The organism is Sphingomonas sp. AOB5 (assembly GCF_029433115.1).
Classification (GTDB): Bacteria; Pseudomonadota; Alphaproteobacteria; order Sphingomonadales; family Sphingomonadaceae; genus Sphingomonas.
Map to the genome: position 1 here is coordinate 31090 of NZ_JARNTV010000003.1, position 17485 is coordinate 48574.

24 protein-coding genes and 1 tRNA gene are annotated in these 17485 nt (G+C 64.4%); 16 read left to right on the top strand and 9 right to left on the bottom strand.

Translation table 11 applies throughout. The features are described 5' to 3' along the window. The first annotated feature begins 5 nt into the window (after positions 1-5). The 6 genes from rpsR (at position 6) to P1X14_RS02110 (ending at position 3718) form a co-directional block, all read left to right on the top strand. The gene (gene rpsR, locus P1X14_RS02085) at positions 6-230 is read left to right on the top strand and encodes a 30S ribosomal protein S18 (protein ID WP_010163758.1); all 225 of its coding nucleotides are present in this window, start codon (positions 6-8) and stop codon (positions 228-230) included. A gap of 12 nt (positions 231-242) precedes the next feature. After that, positions 243-851, top strand: a complete 609-nt coding sequence (gene rplI, locus P1X14_RS02090; protein ID WP_277313651.1) for a 50S ribosomal protein L9 — start codon at positions 243-245, stop codon at positions 849-851. Positions 852-972: 121 nt separating this feature from the next. Beyond that, positions 973-1440: a hypothetical protein gene (locus P1X14_RS02095; RefSeq protein ID WP_277313652.1), complete on the top strand. Its 468-nt coding sequence runs from the start codon at positions 973-975 to the stop codon at positions 1438-1440. A gap of 1 nt (position 1441) precedes the next feature. Then, entirely contained in the window at positions 1442-1897 is a 456-nt protein-coding gene (locus P1X14_RS02100) for a hypothetical protein (protein ID WP_277313653.1), read from the top strand. 282 nt (positions 1898-2179) lie between these two features. Further along, the gene (locus P1X14_RS02105; protein ID WP_277313654.1) at positions 2180-2797 is read left to right on the top strand and encodes a CAP domain-containing protein; all 618 of its coding nucleotides are present in this window, start codon (positions 2180-2182) and stop codon (positions 2795-2797) included. 228 nt (positions 2798-3025) lie between these two features. Next, on the top strand, positions 3026-3718 hold the full coding sequence (locus P1X14_RS02110; protein WP_277313655.1) for a CAP domain-containing protein: 693 nt from the start codon (positions 3026-3028) through the stop codon (positions 3716-3718). Positions 3719-3729: 11 nt separating this feature from the next. Here the strand turns inward: P1X14_RS02110 and P1X14_RS02115 are convergent, their stop codons facing one another. Beyond that, on the bottom strand, positions 3730-4131 hold the full coding sequence (locus P1X14_RS02115; RefSeq protein ID WP_277313656.1) for a hypothetical protein: 402 nt from the start codon (positions 4129-4131) through the stop codon (positions 3730-3732). 428 nt (positions 4132-4559) lie between these two features. On the opposite strand from P1X14_RS02115, the gene P1X14_RS02120 reads away from it, so the two are divergent. Both P1X14_RS02120 and P1X14_RS02125 read left to right on the top strand, forming a co-directional pair. Further along, complete coding sequence (locus tag P1X14_RS02120) at positions 4560-4736, top strand: hypothetical protein (RefSeq protein ID WP_277313657.1); 177 nt, start codon at positions 4560-4562, stop codon at positions 4734-4736. A gap of 75 nt (positions 4737-4811) precedes the next feature. Beyond that, positions 4812-5276 (top strand): GNAT family N-acetyltransferase, encoded by a 465-nt coding sequence (locus tag P1X14_RS02125; protein ID WP_277313658.1) that lies wholly within the window; start codon positions 4812-4814, stop codon positions 5274-5276. A gap of 88 nt (positions 5277-5364) precedes the next feature. Here the strand turns inward: P1X14_RS02125 and P1X14_RS02130 are convergent, their stop codons facing one another. Both P1X14_RS02130 and mutL read right to left on the bottom strand, forming a co-directional pair. Then, positions 5365-5673, bottom strand: a complete 309-nt coding sequence (locus tag P1X14_RS02130) for a hypothetical protein (RefSeq protein WP_277313659.1) — start codon at positions 5671-5673, stop codon at positions 5365-5367. Between the two features lie 29 nt (positions 5674-5702). Continuing rightward, positions 5703-7478, bottom strand: coding sequence for a DNA mismatch repair endonuclease MutL (gene mutL / locus P1X14_RS02135; RefSeq protein ID WP_277313660.1), 1776 nt, complete (start codon positions 7476-7478; stop codon positions 5703-5705). A gap of 149 nt (positions 7479-7627) precedes the next feature. On the opposite strand from mutL, the gene P1X14_RS02140 reads away from it, so the two are divergent. The 6 genes from P1X14_RS02140 to P1X14_RS02165 all read left to right on the top strand — a co-directional run bounded on the left by P1X14_RS02140 (position 7628) and on the right by P1X14_RS02165 (position 13406). Continuing rightward, complete coding sequence (locus tag P1X14_RS02140) at positions 7628-8668, top strand: rod shape-determining protein (protein ID WP_277313775.1); 1041 nt, start codon at positions 7628-7630, stop codon at positions 8666-8668. 87 nt (positions 8669-8755) lie between these two features. Next, positions 8756-9583, top strand: coding sequence for a rod shape-determining protein MreC (gene mreC / locus P1X14_RS02145; protein ID WP_346770437.1), 828 nt, complete (start codon positions 8756-8758; stop codon positions 9581-9583). Then, on the top strand, positions 9580-10092 hold the full coding sequence (locus P1X14_RS02150) for a rod shape-determining protein MreD (RefSeq protein ID WP_277313662.1): 513 nt from the start codon (positions 9580-9582) through the stop codon (positions 10090-10092). The genes mreC and P1X14_RS02150 overlap by 4 nt, the downstream gene beginning before the upstream one ends. A 5-nt stretch (positions 10093-10097) precedes the next feature. Further along, positions 10098-12092, top strand: coding sequence for a penicillin-binding protein 2 (gene mrdA, locus P1X14_RS02155; protein ID WP_277313663.1), 1995 nt, complete (start codon positions 10098-10100; stop codon positions 12090-12092). Continuing rightward, positions 12089-13207 carry a rod shape-determining protein RodA gene (rodA, locus tag P1X14_RS02160; protein WP_277313664.1) on the top strand — a complete coding sequence of 373 codons (1119 nt, stop codon included), beginning with the start codon at positions 12089-12091 and terminating at the stop codon, positions 13205-13207. Before mrdA ends, rodA begins: the two co-directional genes overlap by 4 nt. Before the next feature lie 123 nt (positions 13208-13330). Further along, positions 13331-13406 (top strand) — tRNA-Lys (locus P1X14_RS02165). Positions 13407-13500: 94 nt separating this feature from the next. Here P1X14_RS02165 and P1X14_RS02170 read toward each other — a convergent pair. Together P1X14_RS02170 and P1X14_RS02175 are read right to left on the bottom strand one after the other, a co-directional pair. Then, positions 13501-14016 (bottom strand): hypothetical protein, encoded by a 516-nt coding sequence (locus tag P1X14_RS02170; protein WP_277313665.1) that lies wholly within the window; start codon positions 14014-14016, stop codon positions 13501-13503. Between the two features lie 39 nt (positions 14017-14055). Next, positions 14056-14523, bottom strand: coding sequence for a hypothetical protein (locus P1X14_RS02175; protein ID WP_277313666.1), 468 nt, complete (start codon positions 14521-14523; stop codon positions 14056-14058). A gap of 96 nt (positions 14524-14619) precedes the next feature. On the opposite strand from P1X14_RS02175, the gene P1X14_RS02180 reads away from it, so the two are divergent. Then, positions 14620-14832 (top strand): helix-turn-helix transcriptional regulator, encoded by a 213-nt coding sequence (locus tag P1X14_RS02180; RefSeq protein WP_277313667.1) that lies wholly within the window; start codon positions 14620-14622, stop codon positions 14830-14832. Here the strand turns inward: P1X14_RS02180 and P1X14_RS02185 are convergent. The 4 genes from P1X14_RS02185 to P1X14_RS02200 form a co-directional block, all read right to left on the bottom strand. Continuing rightward, positions 14809-15045 (bottom strand): hypothetical protein, encoded by a 237-nt coding sequence (locus P1X14_RS02185; protein ID WP_277313668.1) that lies wholly within the window; start codon positions 15043-15045, stop codon positions 14809-14811. The two genes, P1X14_RS02180 and P1X14_RS02185, sit on opposite strands and share 24 nt — an antisense overlap. Positions 15046-15242: 197 nt before the next feature. Next, entirely contained in the window at positions 15243-15584 is a 342-nt protein-coding gene (locus P1X14_RS02190) for a hypothetical protein (RefSeq protein ID WP_277313669.1), read from the bottom strand. Positions 15585-15613: 29 nt separating this feature from the next. Beyond that, the gene (locus P1X14_RS02195) at positions 15614-16072 is read right to left on the bottom strand and encodes a DUF5681 domain-containing protein (RefSeq protein WP_277313670.1); all 459 of its coding nucleotides are present in this window, start codon (positions 16070-16072) and stop codon (positions 15614-15616) included. Positions 16073-16099: 27 nt separating this feature from the next. Next, positions 16100-16813, bottom strand: coding sequence for a hypothetical protein (locus P1X14_RS02200; RefSeq protein ID WP_277313671.1), 714 nt, complete (start codon positions 16811-16813; stop codon positions 16100-16102). A 198-nt stretch (positions 16814-17011) separates the two neighbouring features. Between P1X14_RS02200 and P1X14_RS02205 the strand changes: the two genes are divergently transcribed. Next, positions 17012-17482, top strand: coding sequence for a hypothetical protein (locus P1X14_RS02205; RefSeq protein WP_277313672.1), 471 nt, complete (start codon positions 17012-17014; stop codon positions 17480-17482). Positions 17483-17485 lie beyond the last annotated feature (3 nt).

The window sequence follows — 17485 nt, forward strand, 5'->3', positions numbered from 1 at the left end:
AGACAATGGCACGACCCTTTTTCCGCCGCCGCAAGAGCTGCCCCTTCTCCGCGAAGGACGCGCCCCGGATCGACTATAAGGACGTCCGGCTGCTGCAGGGCTTCGTCTCCGAGCGTGGCAAGATCGTCCCGTCGCGCATCACTTCGGTGAGCGCCAAGAAGCAGCGCGAACTGGCCCAGGCCATCAAGCGTTCGCGTCACCTGGGCCTGCTGCCCTACATCGTTAAGTAAGGAGCAGATCCGATGGAAGTCATTCTGCTGGAACGCGTCGAGAAGCTCGGCGCCATCGGCGACATCGTGAAGGTCAAGGACGGGTTCGCCCGCAACTACCTTCTTCCGAACAAGAAGGCGCTCCGTTCGAACGCCGCCAACAAGAAGGTGTTCGAAGCGAACCGTGCGCGGATCGAAGCGGACAACGCCAACCGTCGCGGCGAAGCCGAGAAGGATGCGGTCAACTTCAAGGACGTGTCGGTCACGCTGATCCGTCAGGCATCGAACACCGGCCAGCTCTACGGTTCGGTCGCGGTTCGCGATCTGGTCGAAGCGCTCGTCGCCGATGGCCACAAGGTCAACAAGGCGCAGGTCGTCCTGAACAAGCCGATCAAGTCGATCGGCGTGTATGACGTCACTGTCGCGCTGCACCCCGAAGTGTCGGTGACCGTCAAGGTCAACGTCGCTCGCTCGCCGGAAGAGGCCGAGATGCAGTCGCAGGGCGTCGACGTGATGGCCGCGATGTTCGAGAAGGACGAGACCGGCTTCGTCGAGGATTACGATCCGAACGCCGAGCCGGGCGCAACCGCCGAAGTCCAGTCGGCTCCGGCCGAAGACGAAAGCGAGACCGCCGAGGGCTGAGCCCTTCGCTTGTCAGCTACGAAAAGGGCCGTTCCGGGATGCCGGGACGGCCCTTTTTCTTTTGGCGCACCTGTCCTACCGTGCAGGTCTGGCATGAGTCCGTATCGGGGGGAGTACCACCATGATCTACAAGTTCGCCGCCGCGCTTGCGCTGTCGTTCGCTGCTGCGCCCGCCATGGCGCAGGACATGCAGCAGGTCGACGGATGGTATCTTGCCGAAGTGCGCCCGGGCGTATGCCAGATGGTCGCGCCGTTTCAGGATCCGACGATGATCAGCTTCATCGCATCGGAGACACTGCCGGGCATGATCGTGCTGATCGACGAAACCTGGAAGCTGGAGAATGGCGGGACCTATCAGGTCCAGTTCTCGTGGGACAACTGGCGCAGCTCGCGCTCGGTCGCAGGGAAAGCAAATCTGTCGAGCAACGGCCGCTACACGATCGGCATGCAGACCGATATCGCGACCAACCGTTTGATCCGGCAAGCGAGGCGGATCTCCGTGCGCGTGCCCCAGCTCGGCATCGACAGCTCGGTTACGCTACCCGCAAACGCGCTTGCCGCGCTGGTCACCTGCTTCAACGGGGGCTGACATGCTGAAGGCGCTGGCCTTCGCGACCGCGCTGGTCGCCCTGCCCGCGCCGGCGATGGCGCAGGAACTGACGCGGTGGCTGGTCAAGCCGGCGCCGCCCAAGGCGTGCGAGCTGCTCGGCGCGGTCGACGACAGCGTGTTCAGCTATATCGAGTCCACCGACATGGGCGGCATGATCGGGCTGGTCGATGGCAACTGGGCGTTCAAGGAAGGCGATACGTTTCCCGGACAACTCTCTTTCGACGGCGGGAAGAACTGGCAGGCGGTGTCGCTGTTCACCGGCAAGTCCGAAAGCGGCAGATGGGCGGTCGCGATGCTGATCGAAAGCGAGACATTCGCCCGCATACGCGCGCAACGTGGCCTCCAGCTGCGGATCCCGTCACTGGGCGTCGACCGGAAGATCGCCCTGCCCGCCGAAGCCCTTGCCAAACTGGCGGATTGCGTCCCGAAAAGCTGACCTGCCCAGGCCGGAAAAGAAAAAGGGGCGCCGGGGAAAGATCCGGCACCCCTTTTCCGGGTGAGCTGGTGAAAAAATGCCGCGTCAGGGGCAAGCCACGCATGCGCCGATGACTGCAGCGAGCGGTATCAGTGCGAGCACTACCGGAAAAACCTGCTTCATCGTGATTTCCCTGTTATCTTCGTTGCTTGTGGTTGAAACGAGCGGGATCGATTAAGGTTGCAAGAATATGAATCGGTTGTTCATCGCCGGTTCGGAATGGAGGCGGGACTGAAGACCGCAATGCGCCCGCTCCTGCTGATCCTGCTGTCTGCCCTGCTCGCCGCCAGTGCGCCGCCGACGCCCCAGATCACGCTGGAAACCGCGGTGATTGCCGAGATCAACTATGCCCGCGCCAACCCGAAAGCCTATGCCAACCGGCTGCGCGAGTATCGCAAGGGGTTTCGCGGCAACACCGTCTACTACCCCGGCAACCGCGACGGGCTGTACACCTACGAAGGCGTGGCCGCGGTGGACGAGGCGATCCGCTTTCTCGACCGCCAGACGCCGCTAGGCCCGCTCCGGCACGCCCCGTTGCTCGCCCGCGCCGCAAGGGACCATATCGACGAGCAGGGACCGCGCGGCGTAACCGGGCATGAGTCTCGCAATGGCGACCGGGCGGCACAGCGGGTGCTTAAGCGCGGCGGCGGCACCTATGTGGCGGAGAACATCACCTATGGCCCGCCCAGCGCCGCGGAGGTGGTGCGCCAGCTGATCGTCGACGATGGAGTGCCCGGGCGCGGGCATCGGCGGGTGATCTATGCCGGGGAATTCCGTTTCGCCGGAGCAGCTTGCGGCGGGCACCGCGTCTATCGCCATATGTGCGTGATCGTCTCCGGCCGCACCGCTGACGGGCATTAGGGTTGCGGTACCAGCCCGCTCCCCCACCCGGCCACCCATAGAATACTTCCGTTGGGTGGCCGGGTGGGGAGCGGGCCGGTGCCGCCTCCGGTTCGACCACGCCGAACCGGCTGAAAAGGTAAACCGTGAATCTACGGACTGTTTTGGGCGGGCGTTAACCGGCTAAAGGCAAGTCTCTGATTTCCATCCGCGAATTGGTCGCGGATCGGTTCCCGGGGGGGAACTCGCTTGACCCTGTTCGCTCGCGCCGCCGCTGCGCTCGGCATGTGCTGGCTTGCCCTGTGCGGCATGTCCGATCCCAAGGCCACCGCCTCGCTGGAAGCCGGGGTGCTCGAGCGGATCAACTTCGCCCGCCAATATCCGCAGGAATATGCCGAACTGCTGCGCGACTATCGCCGCTTCTTCGAGGGCAATATCCTGTTCCTGCCCGGCGATCCCAACGGGCTGATCACCCGCGAGGGGCCGCGCGCGGTGGACGAGGCGATCGACTTTCTGGAGGCACAGGCGCCCCTGCCCCCGCTGACCCGCGCGGAGATACTGACCCTGGCCGCGCGCGACCATGCCGATATGCAGGGCCCGGTGGGCGGCACCGGCCATGTCTCACGCGACGGCGCCAGCCCCGGCGAGCGGGTGAAACGGCGCGGCGGCGACATCTATGTCGGCGAGAGCATCTCCTATGGCCATGCCGATCCGGACAGCGTGGTGATGCAGTTCATCATCGACGACGGCGTGCCTTCACGCGGCCACCGCAAGCTGATCTTCGCCAGCGACTTCCGCTACGCCGGGGTCGGCTGCGGTTCGCATCGCAGCTATCGCCACATGTGCGTGGTAGACCTGAGCGGCACCGCAACCGGCGCGCCGGTGATGCCCGAATGGGCCAGCGCGCAGGGCGGGCAGCTGTTCCGGATGCCGGAGCGCTAAGGGGAGCGGGCTTACTCGTTATAACCGTACGCGATGGTCTGGGTCGTGCCGGCGGTGATGGTGAAACGGCGCGATTGTGACTGGAGCCAGTTGCAGCTGCTCGCGCCATTGGACTGAACATTGCAGGTGCCCGAACGCCCGACCATGATATCCCAGCAACCCGCACCGAGCGGGAAGCGCATGCTGGAATTATTGTAGATCACCTGCTGGTTGCCCAGCCGGTTGAGACCATGGCTCATCGCGGAGCAGCGCGAGAGGGTGACGACATCGATCCCGACGCCGCTCTGGTTCTGGACGATGAGCCAGCCCGACGCCTCACCCTGACGGACGAGATCGCCGCCGGTGAGCGTGGCGCAGCCGGTGAGTGCGGCCGCACCCGAAAGCGCGGCGAGGAACGAAAGACGCAGTTTCATGAACGATGCCCCTGTGTTGTTCGCGATTCGACAGTGATGAAATGCTTTCGACCTGGCGGATACCCCCATTTGGAGGATGCGGGCGTCGAAGTGCAAAGTCCCGCAACTCACGCCATTCGTGACCTTTGCCCGAGGGGAAATGCGCATTTCGGCACTGGCGGGGAGCGCCATGCGCGGGGTGGTTCGACGGTTCAAAGAGCTGCGATGACGGGAGCAGGCGGACTCCAACATTGCAAGCTCGTCCCTTTGGACAAGTTGGATGAGCGGGATTGTGCTCCGGCGAAGGCCGGAGCGTTGGCGAGTGCCCGGGCTCTTTCCAAGGCTCCGGCCTTCGCCGGAGCACAGCTACTTGTCGCAGGCGGCGGCCGCGGCGTTAACCGGAGCCAAGCCCTTTGCTGATAAGACGCGGGCATCCAGGAGAAACGCTCATGAAGTTCGTCGAATTCCATTCCCGCGGCGGCAACTATTATGTCGTGGTAGAGAACATCGCCTATCTGCGCACCGACGAGAACGGGCAGACCAAGATCGGGATGATCGGCGGGGATTCGCTGCTGGTGGTGGGATCGATGGCGGAGATTGCGGCGAAGGCGAGCGCGGAGGGGTAGGCGTCTTCCGGCTCTCCGGTCGACAATGCACCGGGGCATGTCACATCATGCGACGACCCTGCCAATGGAGTCGACATGACACTCACCATCCGCCCGCCAGGCGATGCCGGCGACCGTGACTTCATCCGTGACCTGAATGCGCGCCTGACCGGCGTTATCGAAGCTCCGGCCCATTCCAGAGAGGAGGTCGTGTCCTTTCAGGAGCGTTTCACCGCGGCCTGGGAAGACGAAGCGGGCGATAGTGCGACCTTCATCGCCGCCAGCCAAGACGGAGAGCGGCTTGGCTATATCAATGTCCGGGGAAGCACCGATGAGATCGCCGACGAGAGATGCGGCTATATCGCGCTTCTGGCCGTGGTGGCTCATGCCGAGGGCGAAGGCGTGGGGCAGTCGCTTCTGGAAGCGGCCGAAACATGGTCGCGGCAAATGGGTTTCCGCCGGCTCGCGCTGGATGTCTTCGCCAGCAACCATCGCGGGCTACGCTTCTACGAGAAGAGCGGGTTCCAGCCGGAAACCATCCGGGTGATCAAGCAGCTCTGAGAACCAGGCACGCGCACCCTGCCCTCACTTCCGCCCGAACAGCTTCTCGATATCGCCGTGCGCCGGTTTCACCCAAGTGGAAGCAGGCTTAAAGGTCCACCCGCACCTCAGCGACCGTTCCAAACGCTTCCAAGCGCGCGACCCTGAAACCAGCGCCCTTTAGGCGATCGGCTTGTCCGTCTTCCGAGTCGGAGACGATGACCCAAAGCGGCAGATCGTCATAATCGCTGTCGCCCATTGAAACTTTGATTTCAGTTTCTGCCCGAAAATATCGCCCCTCGGCATAATGGCTGCTTTCGCGCTCTTCGCGGCGTGATGCCCCAAAGGCATCGAAGACCATCGATGCACAAATTGCGCTGTCGGCACAGTCGTCATGGGAGGCCGCCAAAACCAACATTCTTCCACCTCTCGAACTGAGTTAGGCGATCACTTCCGTCCGAACAGCTTCTCGATATCGCCATGCGCCAGCTTCACCCATGTCGGCCGCCCGTGGTTGCATTGCCCCGAGTGCGGCGTGACTTCCATCTCGCGCAGCAGGGCGTTCATTTCGGCGACAGACAGGATGCGGCCGGCGCGGACCGAGCCGTGGCAGGCCATGGTCGAGGCGACGTGATCGAGGCGTTCCTTCAGCGACAGGGCTTCGTCGAAGCTGGCGAGTTCGTCGGCGAGATCGGTGACGAGGCCGTGCACATCGCCCTGCCCCAGTGCGGCGGGCGTGGCGCGGACCAGCATGGCGCGGGGGCCGAAGCGTTCGAGTTCGAGGCCGAATGCGGCAAGTTCGGCGGCGCGGGATTCGAGGCGGTCGCAACCGGGTTCATCGAGTTCGACGACTTCGGGGAGGAGCAGCGCCTGACTGGCGACGCCGCCGCCCTGCATCGCACGACGCATCCGTTCGAGGACGAGGCGTTCGTGCGCGGCGTGCTGATCGACCAGCACTAGGCCGTCTTCGGCTTCGGCGACGATATAGGTCTTGGCGACCTGGCCGCGGGCGACGCCGAGGGGGAACTGCGTGGCCTCGGGGATCGGCGCGTAGGCGGGTTCGGCGCGGGCCTGTGGCGGGGCGATGAAGCTGGGACGGCGTTCGTAGACGGCCGAACCGGAATAGGTCTGGACTTCGTTGGCGGAGGCAGGCCGTTCGTCCCAGAGCTGCGGCACCGGTGCCTGCGGCTCGCTTTGCCACATCCCCAGTGCAGCCTCGCTCGGGCGCTGGACGCTGCGGTGGCCGGCTTCGTCGAGCGCGCGGCGCAGGCCGCTGACGATCAGGCCGCGGACCAGCGACGGATCGCGGAAGCGGACTTCGGTCTTGGCGGGATGAACGTTCACATCGACCTGATCGACCGGCACGTCGAGGAACAAGGCCACCACCGGATGGCGGTCGCGCGCCAGCATCTCGGCATAGGCGCCGCGGATCGCGCCCATCAGCAGGCGGTCCTTCACCGGCCGTCCGTTGACGAACAGATATTGGTGATCGGCCACGCCGCGATTGAAAGTCGGCAGCCCGGCGACGCCGCCCAGCACGATCCCTTCGCGCTCGAAATCGATGGCGACGCTGTTTTCGACCAATGCGCGATCGGTGAGGCCCGCGACGCGATCGGGCCGCGATTCCTCGCCCTGCACGCCCAGCACGCGGCGGCCGTCATGCTCGACCGAGAAGGCGACGTCCGGACGCGCCATGGCGAGGCGCTTCATCACGTCGAGGCAGGCGGCATATTCGGAACGGGCCGAGCGCATGAACTTGCGCCGGGCAGGCACGCGGGCGAAGAGTTGCTCGACGCGGACGCGGGTGCCGGGCGGGAACGCGGCGGGGCCTTCGGCGACCAGTTCGCCATTGTCGACGGTTCGCGACCAGCCTTCGGCGCCCCGCACCCGGCTTTCGATGCTCAGCCGCGCGACGCTGGCGATGGAGGGCAGCGCTTCGCCGCGAAAACCCAACGTCGTGACCTGATCGATCTCGTCGTCGGGCAGCTTGGAGGTGGCATGGCGTTCGAGTGCGAGGGCCATTTCGGCGGGGTTCATCCCGCATCCGTCGTCGGTCACTTCGATCAGTTCGGTGCCGCCGCCGCCAAGGCGCACGGCAACGCGGGACGCGCCCGCATCGATCGCGTTTTCGACCAGTTCCTTCAAGGCGCTGGCAGGTCTTTCGACCACTTCGCCGGCGGCAATTCGATTGACGAGATGTTCGGGGAGACGGCGTATTGACACGACCGACGCTCTAGACCAAGCGAAGGCATTCCGCGACCCGCATCCGCCAGAAATCCAGGACTGGATTCGATCCATCCCGGAGGGTTGGGGATAAATATTTGTGCGAACAGCGGCGCTGATCGGGCCGGCGCTGCAGGATTGGACGATTGATGGTTTTTTCCCGCTTTTTCAAATTCATGTCCCATGACATGGCGATCGATCTGGGTACCGCCAACACGGTTGTTTACCTGCGCGGACGCGGCGTCGTGCTCAACGAGCCGTCGGTTGTCGCGGTCGAAACCCTCAATGGCGTGAAGAGCGTCAAGGCCGTCGGCGACGACGCCAAGCTGATGATGGGCAAGACGCCGGGTTCGATCGAAGCGATTCGCCCCCTGCGCGACGGTGTGATCGCGGACATCGATGTCGCCGAGCAGATGATCAAGCACTTCATCCGCAAGGTTCACGGACAGCGCCGCTTCATGCGCTGGCCGCAGATCGTGATCTGCGTTCCTTCGGGTTCGACGTCGGTCGAGCGCCGCGCGATCCGCGACGCCGCGCAGAATGCGGGCGCGAGCCAGGTGTTCCTGATCGAGGAGCCGATGGCGGCCGCAATCGGCGCCGACATGCCGGTGACCGAGCCGATCGGTTCGATGGTCGTCGATATCGGCGGCGGCACCACCGAAGTCGCGGTGCTCTCGCTGCGCGGTCTGGCCTATTCGACCAGCGTGCGCGTCGGCGGCGACAAGATGGACGAAGCGATCGTCTCGTATGTCCGCCGCAACCATAACCTGCTGATCGGCGAAGCCACGGCCGAGCGGATCAAGCAGGAAGTCGGCGTGGCGAAGCCGCCCGCGGACGGCATTGGCCTGACGATCCACATCAAGGGTCGCGACCTGGTGAATGGCGTTCCCAAGGAAATCCAGATCAACCAGGGCCAGATCGCCGAAGCGCTGAGCGAACCGGTGGGCACCATCGTCGAGGGCGTGCGCATCGCGCTGGAAAACACTGCGCCGGAACTGGCGGCGGACATCGTCGATCAGGGCATCGTGCTGACCGGTGGCGGCGCGCTGCTTTCGGGCATCGACGAAGTGCTGCGCGACGAAACCGGCCTTCCGGTGACGATCGCCGAGGATCCGCTGACCTGCGTGGCGCTGGGCACGGGCCGCGCGCTCGAGGATCCGGTGTTCCGCGGCGTTCTCATCCAGGTCTAATTCGGAAAGCGGGGGGACATGGCGCCGCCAAGAAACCGGCGCCCGGGCTTTTCCAGGCGGGCGCAATACGGCCTCTTCCTTGGATATGTGGGCACGGTCGCCGGAGCGGTGATCGCGGCCGGCCTGCTGCTGCTCTCGACGTTCAACCCGCCAGTGTTCGCCGCGGTGCGCGGGTTCTTTGCCGAGATCACGACGCCCATTTCGTCCGCCTTCGCCTGGGCCTCCAGCGGCATCGCCAATACGCCGCAGGGCATCGCCGAGCATTTCAACGTCCGCGCCGAGAATGAGCGGCTGCGCAAGCAACTGGCCGACAACGAGACTCTGGTCGGCCGCGCGCGCACGCTGAACCAGGAGAATCGTCGCCTGCGCGAGTTGCTGAAGGTGCGCGACGTGACGACCGATGCGGTGGTGACGGCGCGACTGGTCAACAGTTCGGCTTCGTCGACGCGGCGCTATGCCACGCTGAACGCCGGTTCGTGGCAGCATGTAAAGCGCGGCCAGCCGGTGCGCGAAGCGGCAGGCCTGATCGGTCAGGTGATCGAGGTGAGCCCCAATACCTCGCGCGTGCTGCTGATCATCGATCCCGACAGCAACGTGCCGGTGCGCCGCACCCGCGACGGCATGCCCGCCATCGCCAAGGGCCGCGGCGACGGGCTGCTCGATATCCGCTCGGCCGGGCTTTCCAGCATGGTCTTCCAGCCCGGCGACGTGTTCGTCACCTCGGGCACCGGCGGCATCTTCCCGCCGAACATCGCGGTAGCGCGGGTAATCAGCAACCAGCGCGATTCGGCGATCGCCGAACCCGCGGCCAATCCCGATGCGCTCGATTTCGCGCTGGTGATGCAGGCGTTCCTGCCCGAACCGCCGCCCGCGCCCAGCCCCACCCCCGCTCCCAAGGCGGCGCCGAAGAAATGAGGCAGCCGGTCCGGTTCGTGCCCCTGGGCGCCAGCGAGGAAGCGTCCCGCGCACGCTGGCTCGCGCCGCTGTCGGTGATGATCGGATCGCTGGTGACGATCCTGCCGTTCATCGCGGGCTTTGCGTGGCTGCCGCCGTTCGGGCTGCTGCTGCTGGTCGGCTGGCGGCTGCACCGTGCCGATACGCTGAAGGTGTGGGCCGCAGTGCCGCTGGGCCTGTTCGACGACATGTTCAGCGGACAGCCGCTGGGCAGCGCGATGCTGCTGTGGACGCTGTGCTTCATCGCCATCGACATTCTCGACACGCGGCTGGTGTGGCGTGACTATTGGCAGGACTGGCTGATCGCGTCGGGATCGATCGCATTCTGCCTGATCTTCGGCCGTCTGATCGCAACACCGCTCGACGCCCATGTCGAAACCACGCTGGTTTTGCAGATTTTCATCTCCGCGGCGCTTTTTCCGCTCATCACCCGCTATTGCGCGTGGCTGGATCGCGATACGAGGGGCTGACGGTCATGCGTATCACCGAAGCGGCCCAATCCTACAGCTTTTCCCGCCGCGCTCTGGTGCTCGGCGGATTGCAGGCTGGCGTGGGCATGATCCTGGCCGCACGGATGACCTGGCTGGCGGTGTTCGAGAACGACAAATACCGCCTGCTTGCCGACAGCAACCGCATCAACCTGACGCTGACCCCGCCGCGGCGTGGCTGGATCCTCGACCGCCACAACAAGCCGCTGGCGCTGAACCGCACCTCGTTCCGAGTCGACCTGATCCCCGACCGGATCGAGGACAAGGAAGCGGTGGTCCAGCAGCTGAAGGAAGTGCTGAAGCTGACCCCCGAAGAGGTCGCCAAGATCGAGATCGATCTGAAGCGTGCCGCGGGTTTCCAGCCGGTGCAGGTGGCCGAAAATCTCGACTGGGAACGCTATGCCGCGGTCAGCGTGCGCCTGCCCGAAATGCCGGGCGTCCAGCCGACCCAGGGCTATGCGCGCTATTATCCGCTGGCGGCGGGCGTAGCGCATCTGCTCGGCTATGTCGGCGCGGCGTCGGCCGAGGAATATCGCAAGCTGAAGGACCCGCTGCTCATCACGCCCGGTTTCAAGATGGGCAAGGACGGGCTGGAGAAGGTCGAGGAAGACGTGCTGCGCGGCACGCCCGGCGCCAAGCGCGTCGAGGTGACCGCGCGCGGGCGGCTGGTCAACGAGTTGGCGACGCGGCCCGACCAGCCGGGCAAGAACGTCAAGCTGACCATCGATGCCGGGCTTCAGGAATATGCGGCGCGCAGGCTGGGTCCGGAATCGGGTTCGACCGCGCTGATCGACCTGCACACCGGCGGCCTGCTCGCACTGGTGTCGATGCCGGCCTACGATCCCAACAGCTTCTCCGACGGGATCAGCCGCAGCGAATGGGCGATGCTTTCGGGCGACGAGCGCATCCCGCTGATGAACAAGGCGCTGCAGGGCCTGTATCCGCCGGGATCGACCTTCAAGCCGGCAACCGCGCTGGCGGCGCTGGGTGGCGGACTGGATCCGAACAAGGTGGTTTATTGCAGCGGCGGGTACACGCTGGGTAATCGCCGCTTCGGCTGCCTTGGCCGCCATGGCCCGATGACGCTGCACACCGCGATCGCGCGCAGCTGCAACACCTATTTCTACACGGTCGGGCGCGAAGTCGGCCCCGATGCCATCGCCATCGCCGCGCGCAAGCTGGGGCTTGGCGCCGAGTACAAGCTCCCCCTGCCCTCCCAGCGTTACGGCACCGTGCCCGATCCGGCATGGATGATGCGCCGTCGCAAGACGCAGTGGAGCGTGGCGAACACGCTGAACATGTCGATCGGCCAGGGCGATCTGCTGGTCTCACCGCTCCAGCTTGCCATCCTCGCCGCGCGGGTGGGATCGGGCAAGGCGCTGGTGCCGCAGTTGCTCGCCGATCAGGCCAAGGGTGCCGAAGCGCTCGATTTCCCCGAAGAGCATCTCGCCATGGTCCGTTCGGGCATGGACGAGGTGGTCAACGGCCATGGCACCGCGGGCCGATCCAAGCTGCCCTTCCCCGATATCCGCATGGGCGGAAAGACCGGCACCGCGCAGGTGCGCCGGATCGCCGGCGGCGCGCGCGGCGGCATGAACGTGCCGTGGAAGTATCGCGATCACGGCCTGTTCGTCTGCTTCGCGCCGGTCGAGAACCCGCGCTATGCCGCCGCGGTGGTGATCGAGCATGGCATGTCGGGTTCGGGCGCCGCGGCCCCGGTAGCGCGCGACATGATGACCTATCTGTTCGACCAGACCCAGGCGATGACCAAGTTGACCGAACTCGAGACCGGCTGGGGCGGCGATTACAAGATGCGCATGGCCAAGCAGTCCGAGGAATTCCGTGCATCGCAGGCGGCGCCCCCGCCCCCGCCGCCCGAGGATACTGCAGGCGCGGCCGAAGCGACCGCCGCCGCCGCATCCAACGAAACCGCGCAATCGGCCGACACCGCCGCCACCCGTTCCGGCGAGGCGCCCGAATGAGCCAGCTTGGCCCGGGCTTCGTTCCCACTCCCGTCGCGCAGCTTCCGTGGAAGATCCTGTTGCTGGTCACCGCGATCGGCATGTTCGGGCTGGTGGTGCTCTATTCGGCGGCCAGCGGCAGCCTGACCCCTTGGGCGATGTCGCAGGGCATCCGCTTCTTCGTGTTTCTGGCGATGGCGATCGTGCTCTCGCGCGTGCCGGAGACATTCTGGGCGCTGGGCGCGCTACCGATCTATGTCATCATCCTGGTGATGCTGATCGGTGTGGAATTGCTCGGCGCAGTCGCGGGCGGCAGCCAGCGATGGCTGGATCTGGGCGTGATCCGCATCCAGCCATCCGAACTGATGAAGCCGGCGATCGTGCTGGCGGTGGCGCGCTTCTACGAAATGCTGCCTGCGGGCGAGATACGGCGCTTCTCGGCGATCTGGCCGGCGGCGGTGATGATCGGCGTGCCCGCAGTGCTGGTGATGCTCCAGCCCGACCTCGGCACTGCGCTGATGATCGTGGCAGGCGGCCTGACCGTGATGTTCCTGTCCGGCCTGCCGATCCGGCTGTTCATCGGCGGTGCGCTGCTGGTGGCGATCGCCGCGCCGCTGGCGTTCAACTTCCTGCTGCACGATTATCAGCGCAATCGCGTGCTGATCTTCCTCGATCCCGAAAGCGACCCGCTGGGCACCGGCTATCATATCAGCCAGTCCAAGATCGCGATCGGATCGGGCGGCATCACCGGCAAGGGCTTCCTGCAGGGCACGCAGAGCCATCTCGACTATCTGCCCGAAGGCCATACCGACTTCGCGCTGGCGACGATGATGGAAGAATGGGGCCTGCTGGGCGGCTTCTTCCTGCTGCTGGCGTTCGGCGCGCTTATCCGCTGGGGCATCAATGTCGGCGTGCGTGCGCAGAGCCGCTTCGCCCGGCTGACGGCCGCGGGGCTGGCCTCGACCATCTTCTTCTACTGCGCGATCAACATGGCGATGGTGATGGGCCTGGCGCCGGTGGTGGGCATCCCGCTGCCGATGATCAGCTTCGGCGGCACCGCGCTGATGACGACGATGATCTGCCTGGGAATCCTGATGTCGATCGACCGCCAGAACCGGAAAGTGACGCGCTGGTAACGCCGGTTCGGCGCAACTTGCGATTTTCGCAATTTTAGGGTTTGCAATCCGCGAAGAGGGTGCTAACCGCGCCCCTCCCGAACGGCAGGCGCCTCACCAAGTCGCCACCACATGCCCCGGAATGGACGCATAGCTCAGTTGGTAGAGCAGCTGACTCTTAATCAGCGGGTCCTTGGTTCGAGCCCAAGTGCGTCCACCACCTTCTTCTAGTAAAAACAGTAACTTACACAGTGTTAACGGTCGCTCCGTGGTCTGCTAATTTTGCGTGCTAGCACTATGCTAGCTGCACACGGCTAGACCTCGAAGTACTCGCGCCGCCCGCTCAACGCGGAGAGCACCGAGCGGCACATGTGCAAGACGTCATGCTTCGTGCCGTCCGGCGTCTCCACCACCACGGTCTCTGGCACATCCGACCAAGTCGACCCGTCCGAGAAATACGAGCCATCGCTAAATGCCGCGCCCTTGCCCCTCGTCAGATGCTCCGCACGGAGTCCCACGAGTGCGGTGTTAGGATGACGCGTAAGTTCCACGTGCTTGCCCGCGTTCGCTATGGCCCGAACAGTGTGGAACTCAGGAATGGTCGCGGAAATCTCGTCCGCCACTTCGTGAGCTTTGCGACCCCGGACATGAGCAACCACATCGGCGAAGTGATAGAGGATGATGCAACTCGAAATTGCCAGCTCGTAGCTTGTCGGTTCAGCCTCGAAGCGGTGGCAAAGGGGTTGCGCGAGTTCGCTCAGATAGACTTCGGGGTTCGAGAATGCCATGCGGCAAATCTCGCTGGGTTCCGCGCCGAGATCAAGGTTCATAACGGCGCCTCGCCCCCGACGGAGCGAGGCGCTTGCGATTCACCAATCGTCGCGTCGAGGTGAGGTCATAACGCATCGTGCGACGGCATCCGCAGAAGTCTTGAACGCATCCTCAGCGCCGCGCCACTGCGATCCGGGCCATTTGCCGATCGGTCCCCATCGACCTTGGTTGAACCGCTCAAGCTCCGTCTGCTCGATGCGGAAACGTCCATCCCGCGCTTCAAAGGTGAACCGGCTGCGGAGCTGCCACCGCATTGAGCCACCTTGCTCGATAGCATTTCGGGCGACGATGATACCACCTTCAAGGTCGCTGCTGATAATGAGTTGAGCATCGACGGTGCCGGGCGAGAGGTGTTGCGAGATGCACGTGCTAGCCCGGGTGGCGATCTCACGTGGTGTGCCGGTAGTTTGGTACACCTCGCTTGCCACAGACGTCAGGTATTCGGCGGCCCAAGCGGGGGAGCTAAGCCCAGCCATAATCAATGTGATCACCCAATAGCGTCGCATTTGATAGCCCTTCCAATTCGGGAAACTTCCCAACAGTAACCCGATTAGGGATTATAGTCCCTAGAGAATATATGCCCGAGGGCGTTCCTTCGCGCCGTGATCGACTGGCGCGCCATTGTGGGAACCAACGTGCGACGCGCTCGCCAAGCAGCCGGGCTGACACAAGAGCAGTTGGCTCTCGATGCCAAAATTGATCTTACATACGCGGGCGGTATCGAACGCGGACGAAGAAACCCAAGCGTGCAAGTGCTTGCCCGGATCGCCGACGCGCTCGGCGTAGAGCCCTCAGATCTGCTCAAACGCGACTGAACTGCTAAAGTGAATCAGTTGCCGCTCCCATCGCGCAAGGCTGCACAGCACTACCGAGAAATCCGCGCGGTCGAGCTTGCCCGCTTCCATGCCAGCCTCGCACTCAGCGGCGAACGCCTCGAAGGAGCCGAAGGCGACAGCGAACGGTGAGCGGACCGGGGCGCGGACCTGCTCCAGCCGCTGCACCCGCGCAAGCATGGCGCGGACCGACACGTGTCAGCCCTCCTTCCCCATATGCAGGACGCGGTCGAACTGCACGGCGAGGTAGCTTTCCCGGTATCTCGCGTTGGCGAGATGGCGGCGGGTAAGGCCTTCCTGTAGCTCGCGCTGCTTTTCGACTTCTAGGCGTTCGCGCTCCGAGAGCGGTAGATCGGCTAAGCCCGGAGGTACTGCGTTGTGAGGCACGTCTTTCACGGTCGGAATACTCCCATGGCAGTGAGCAGTGCGACGGCGTCACCCCGAGCGTCCGCGTCGCTGCTCTCGCAAACGACCTGCGTGAGCGTGTCGATGATCTGCTGGCGCACTGCTGCGTCGATCGGCTCGGGGTGATCGGGGAGGCCGATGCCGAGCAGGTTGCGAACCTCGGTCCCCGTCATCGGCAGCACTTTCACCTGGCACCGATGGTCGCGGAGGAAGGCTTCGGCCTTCGTCAGCGCAGCCTCGTAGTCCAGGATCGGGTCGACGGTGGCGCGCCTGCCATCGATGAAGGTCACGGCGAACAGGTCGAGCTTGCCGGGCCTGATCGTGGTCACTCGGTGACGCGGCTCCCAAGATGCGTAGGTCATACTTGCTTGGCCTCCAATGTCATGATGCGCGCCTCAAGCTCCTCGACGGCGCGAGCGTCGCTGAGGGTGCCGATGGCGTCGATGATCTGCTTGCCCACCTCCGGCGAGACCGCCCCGGCGGACATTGCTTCCAGAACCTGCTCGATCTGACGGGCGATTGGGGCCGACGCGTCGAAGCCGAACTGCACCGGATAGGTCTCGGGCCGGAGCGCCGGAGCGATCCTGCTGAGCACGATGGAGCAGGCCTGTAGGTCGCCCTCCTTCGCCGCTGCGGTGACCACGCGGGCAATCTCAAGACCCTCGTCCATGAGCGCCTGAGTCACCTTAGAGCGCTTATCGATGATGCCTCTGGGCCTGCCCTTCGGGTTCGGCGACGGCATCCCCTTGACCCATCGGGCGGGGGTCGAGGTTGGCACGAAGTTGGTCATCCACTCGGGTTGCGTCGGCTCGGTCATCGGACACCTAATCTCAACAACCACCGATCAGACCGTCGGCTCGATCTTCAGCGCCGCAAGCGCCTGCTCGTTCGCCTTGCTGAGCGCGGCAACGATGCCCGGCTTGGCCCCGACCGGCTTGGCGAACTGCTCGTGGACGATCGGAGCAATGCGGTCGAGCCGGTCGCGGAAGCGCTGCATCACGTCGAGCCGTCGCACGAGGTCGGGCCGCCTCTTCTGGTGGTAGAGGCGTAGGTAGTGATCGTGGTCCAGGGGGGTCAGGCCACTCAGGAACGATTGGGCGCCAAGGATGGCGGTCAGCGTCGGTTCGTCGTCCCCCTCAAGCGTCGCGTTCATGAAGGCCTCGCGCTCGCTGCGGTCCAGCCCGCGCGCGAACGCTCGCACCTCGCCGTTGAGCGACCCGAGGCCAGCCTGCTCCGTCAGCGGCCGCATCAACTGCTCCTCGGTGTGGGCGATGGTGGCGGCGAGGTCCCTCTCTGCGAGGTCGAGCCGCTTCAGGATCCGCAGCTTGTGCTCCTCGGCCACCTGCCCGACGTGGAGGATGCGCTGCTCCTCGGTGAAGGCTCCGTTCGAGTCCGCCAGCCGCCGGGCATCGTGGACCTTCCCAAGCGTGACGTATGCGTCGTTCATCGCGTTGACGACGCCTCCGACAAACTGGGCGTTTTCCTCGTAGCCTTCGATGGCCCGGTAGGTCTCGGGGTCGAGCGCAGGCGATACGCGGGTGTCGATCTTGTCGGGCATGATGCGCTCCAAGGCTTGATACGGCTTGTATTGCGCTATTGTTGCGCTGTTCACGCATAGGTCCGCTAGCGATTTTTGTTGCTGAACAGGTGCTTGCATCTGTTCCAGTAGCCGTGGCAGCAATACTGGACATTTGTGGGCCGCTTGATTGCTGAAGTTATGTCGGGCAGTATCGGTCTCTGTTTGGGGGTTACTAGGATGACGAATAGGGTCCACATCGACGCGCCTGCTGGCGTGGTCGAAATTGAAGGCGAGAAGGATTTCGTCGAGGGACTTCTTGCGAAGCTCTTTCCGCTCCTTGAGGAGGCTGGTTTCGGCAGCAAACGTCCAAGGGGAGCCGCGCCCCCGTCGGACGAGGAGCCTGATGACACCGGCGAAGAGGATGGAGATGAGGTTGGGGCTGGCGCCGGAAAACCCAAAATTAAGCGGAAGCGAGGCGTTACTCCAAAGGGTCACTCCTGCGCCGACAGAATGATGACGCTTAAAGAGGAGGGTTTTTTCAAAACGCAGCGCGGCACTGGGGACATAGTGGGCGGCCTTGCTTCAAAGGGGTTCACGCACAAGAGCAATCAGGTCGCTGCCGCTGGCGAATCCCTGTTCAAAAGAGGGATGCTTCAGCGCACCAAAGACGGCAACGGACCTTTCAAGTATTTCTGGGATCGGGACTAGGGG

What these genes read in the sequence shown, in the direction of transcription:
- P1X14_RS02115 (WP_277313656.1), bottom strand. Translation starts at nt 4,131, where the DNA reads ATGAAACTGCGTCTTTCGTTCCTCGCCGCGCTTTCGGGTGCGGCCGCA.
- P1X14_RS02170 (WP_277313665.1), bottom strand. Translation starts at nt 14,016, where the DNA reads ATGAACCTTGATCTCGGCGCGGAACCCAGCGAGATTTGCCGCATGGCA.
- P1X14_RS02120 (WP_277313657.1), top strand. Translation starts at nt 4,560, where the DNA reads ATGAAGTTCGTCGAATTCCATTCCCGCGGCGGCAACTATTATGTCGTG.
- P1X14_RS02140 (WP_277313775.1), top strand. Translation starts at nt 7,628, where the DNA reads ATGGTTTTTTCCCGCTTTTTCAAATTCATGTCCCATGACATGGCGATC.
- P1X14_RS02195 (WP_277313670.1), bottom strand. Translation starts at nt 16,072, where the DNA reads ATGACCGAGCCGACGCAACCCGAGTGGATGACCAACTTCGTGCCAACC.
- P1X14_RS02205 (WP_277313672.1), top strand. Translation starts at nt 17,012, where the DNA reads ATGACGAATAGGGTCCACATCGACGCGCCTGCTGGCGTGGTCGAAATT.
- P1X14_RS02130 (WP_277313659.1), bottom strand. Translation starts at nt 5,673, where the DNA reads ATGTTGGTTTTGGCGGCCTCCCATGACGACTGTGCCGACAGCGCAATT.
- P1X14_RS02095 (WP_277313652.1), top strand. Translation starts at nt 973, where the DNA reads ATGATCTACAAGTTCGCCGCCGCGCTTGCGCTGTCGTTCGCTGCTGCG.
- P1X14_RS02200 (WP_277313671.1), bottom strand. Translation starts at nt 16,813, where the DNA reads ATGCCCGACAAGATCGACACCCGCGTATCGCCTGCGCTCGACCCCGAG.
- mrdA (WP_277313663.1), top strand. Translation starts at nt 10,098, where the DNA reads ATGCGTATCACCGAAGCGGCCCAATCCTACAGCTTTTCCCGCCGCGCT.
- P1X14_RS02125 (WP_277313658.1), top strand. Translation starts at nt 4,812, where the DNA reads ATGACACTCACCATCCGCCCGCCAGGCGATGCCGGCGACCGTGACTTC.
- rodA (WP_277313664.1), top strand. Translation starts at nt 12,089, where the DNA reads ATGAGCCAGCTTGGCCCGGGCTTCGTTCCCACTCCCGTCGCGCAGCTT.
- rplI (WP_277313651.1), top strand. Translation starts at nt 243, where the DNA reads ATGGAAGTCATTCTGCTGGAACGCGTCGAGAAGCTCGGCGCCATCGGC.
- P1X14_RS02100 (WP_277313653.1), top strand. Translation starts at nt 1,442, where the DNA reads ATGCTGAAGGCGCTGGCCTTCGCGACCGCGCTGGTCGCCCTGCCCGCG.
- P1X14_RS02150 (WP_277313662.1), top strand. Translation starts at nt 9,580, where the DNA reads ATGAGGCAGCCGGTCCGGTTCGTGCCCCTGGGCGCCAGCGAGGAAGCG.
- P1X14_RS02105 (WP_277313654.1), top strand. Translation starts at nt 2,180, where the DNA reads ATGCGCCCGCTCCTGCTGATCCTGCTGTCTGCCCTGCTCGCCGCCAGT.
- P1X14_RS02175 (WP_277313666.1), bottom strand. Translation starts at nt 14,523, where the DNA reads ATGCGACGCTATTGGGTGATCACATTGATTATGGCTGGGCTTAGCTCC.
- rpsR (WP_010163758.1), top strand. Translation starts at nt 6, where the DNA reads ATGGCACGACCCTTTTTCCGCCGCCGCAAGAGCTGCCCCTTCTCCGCG.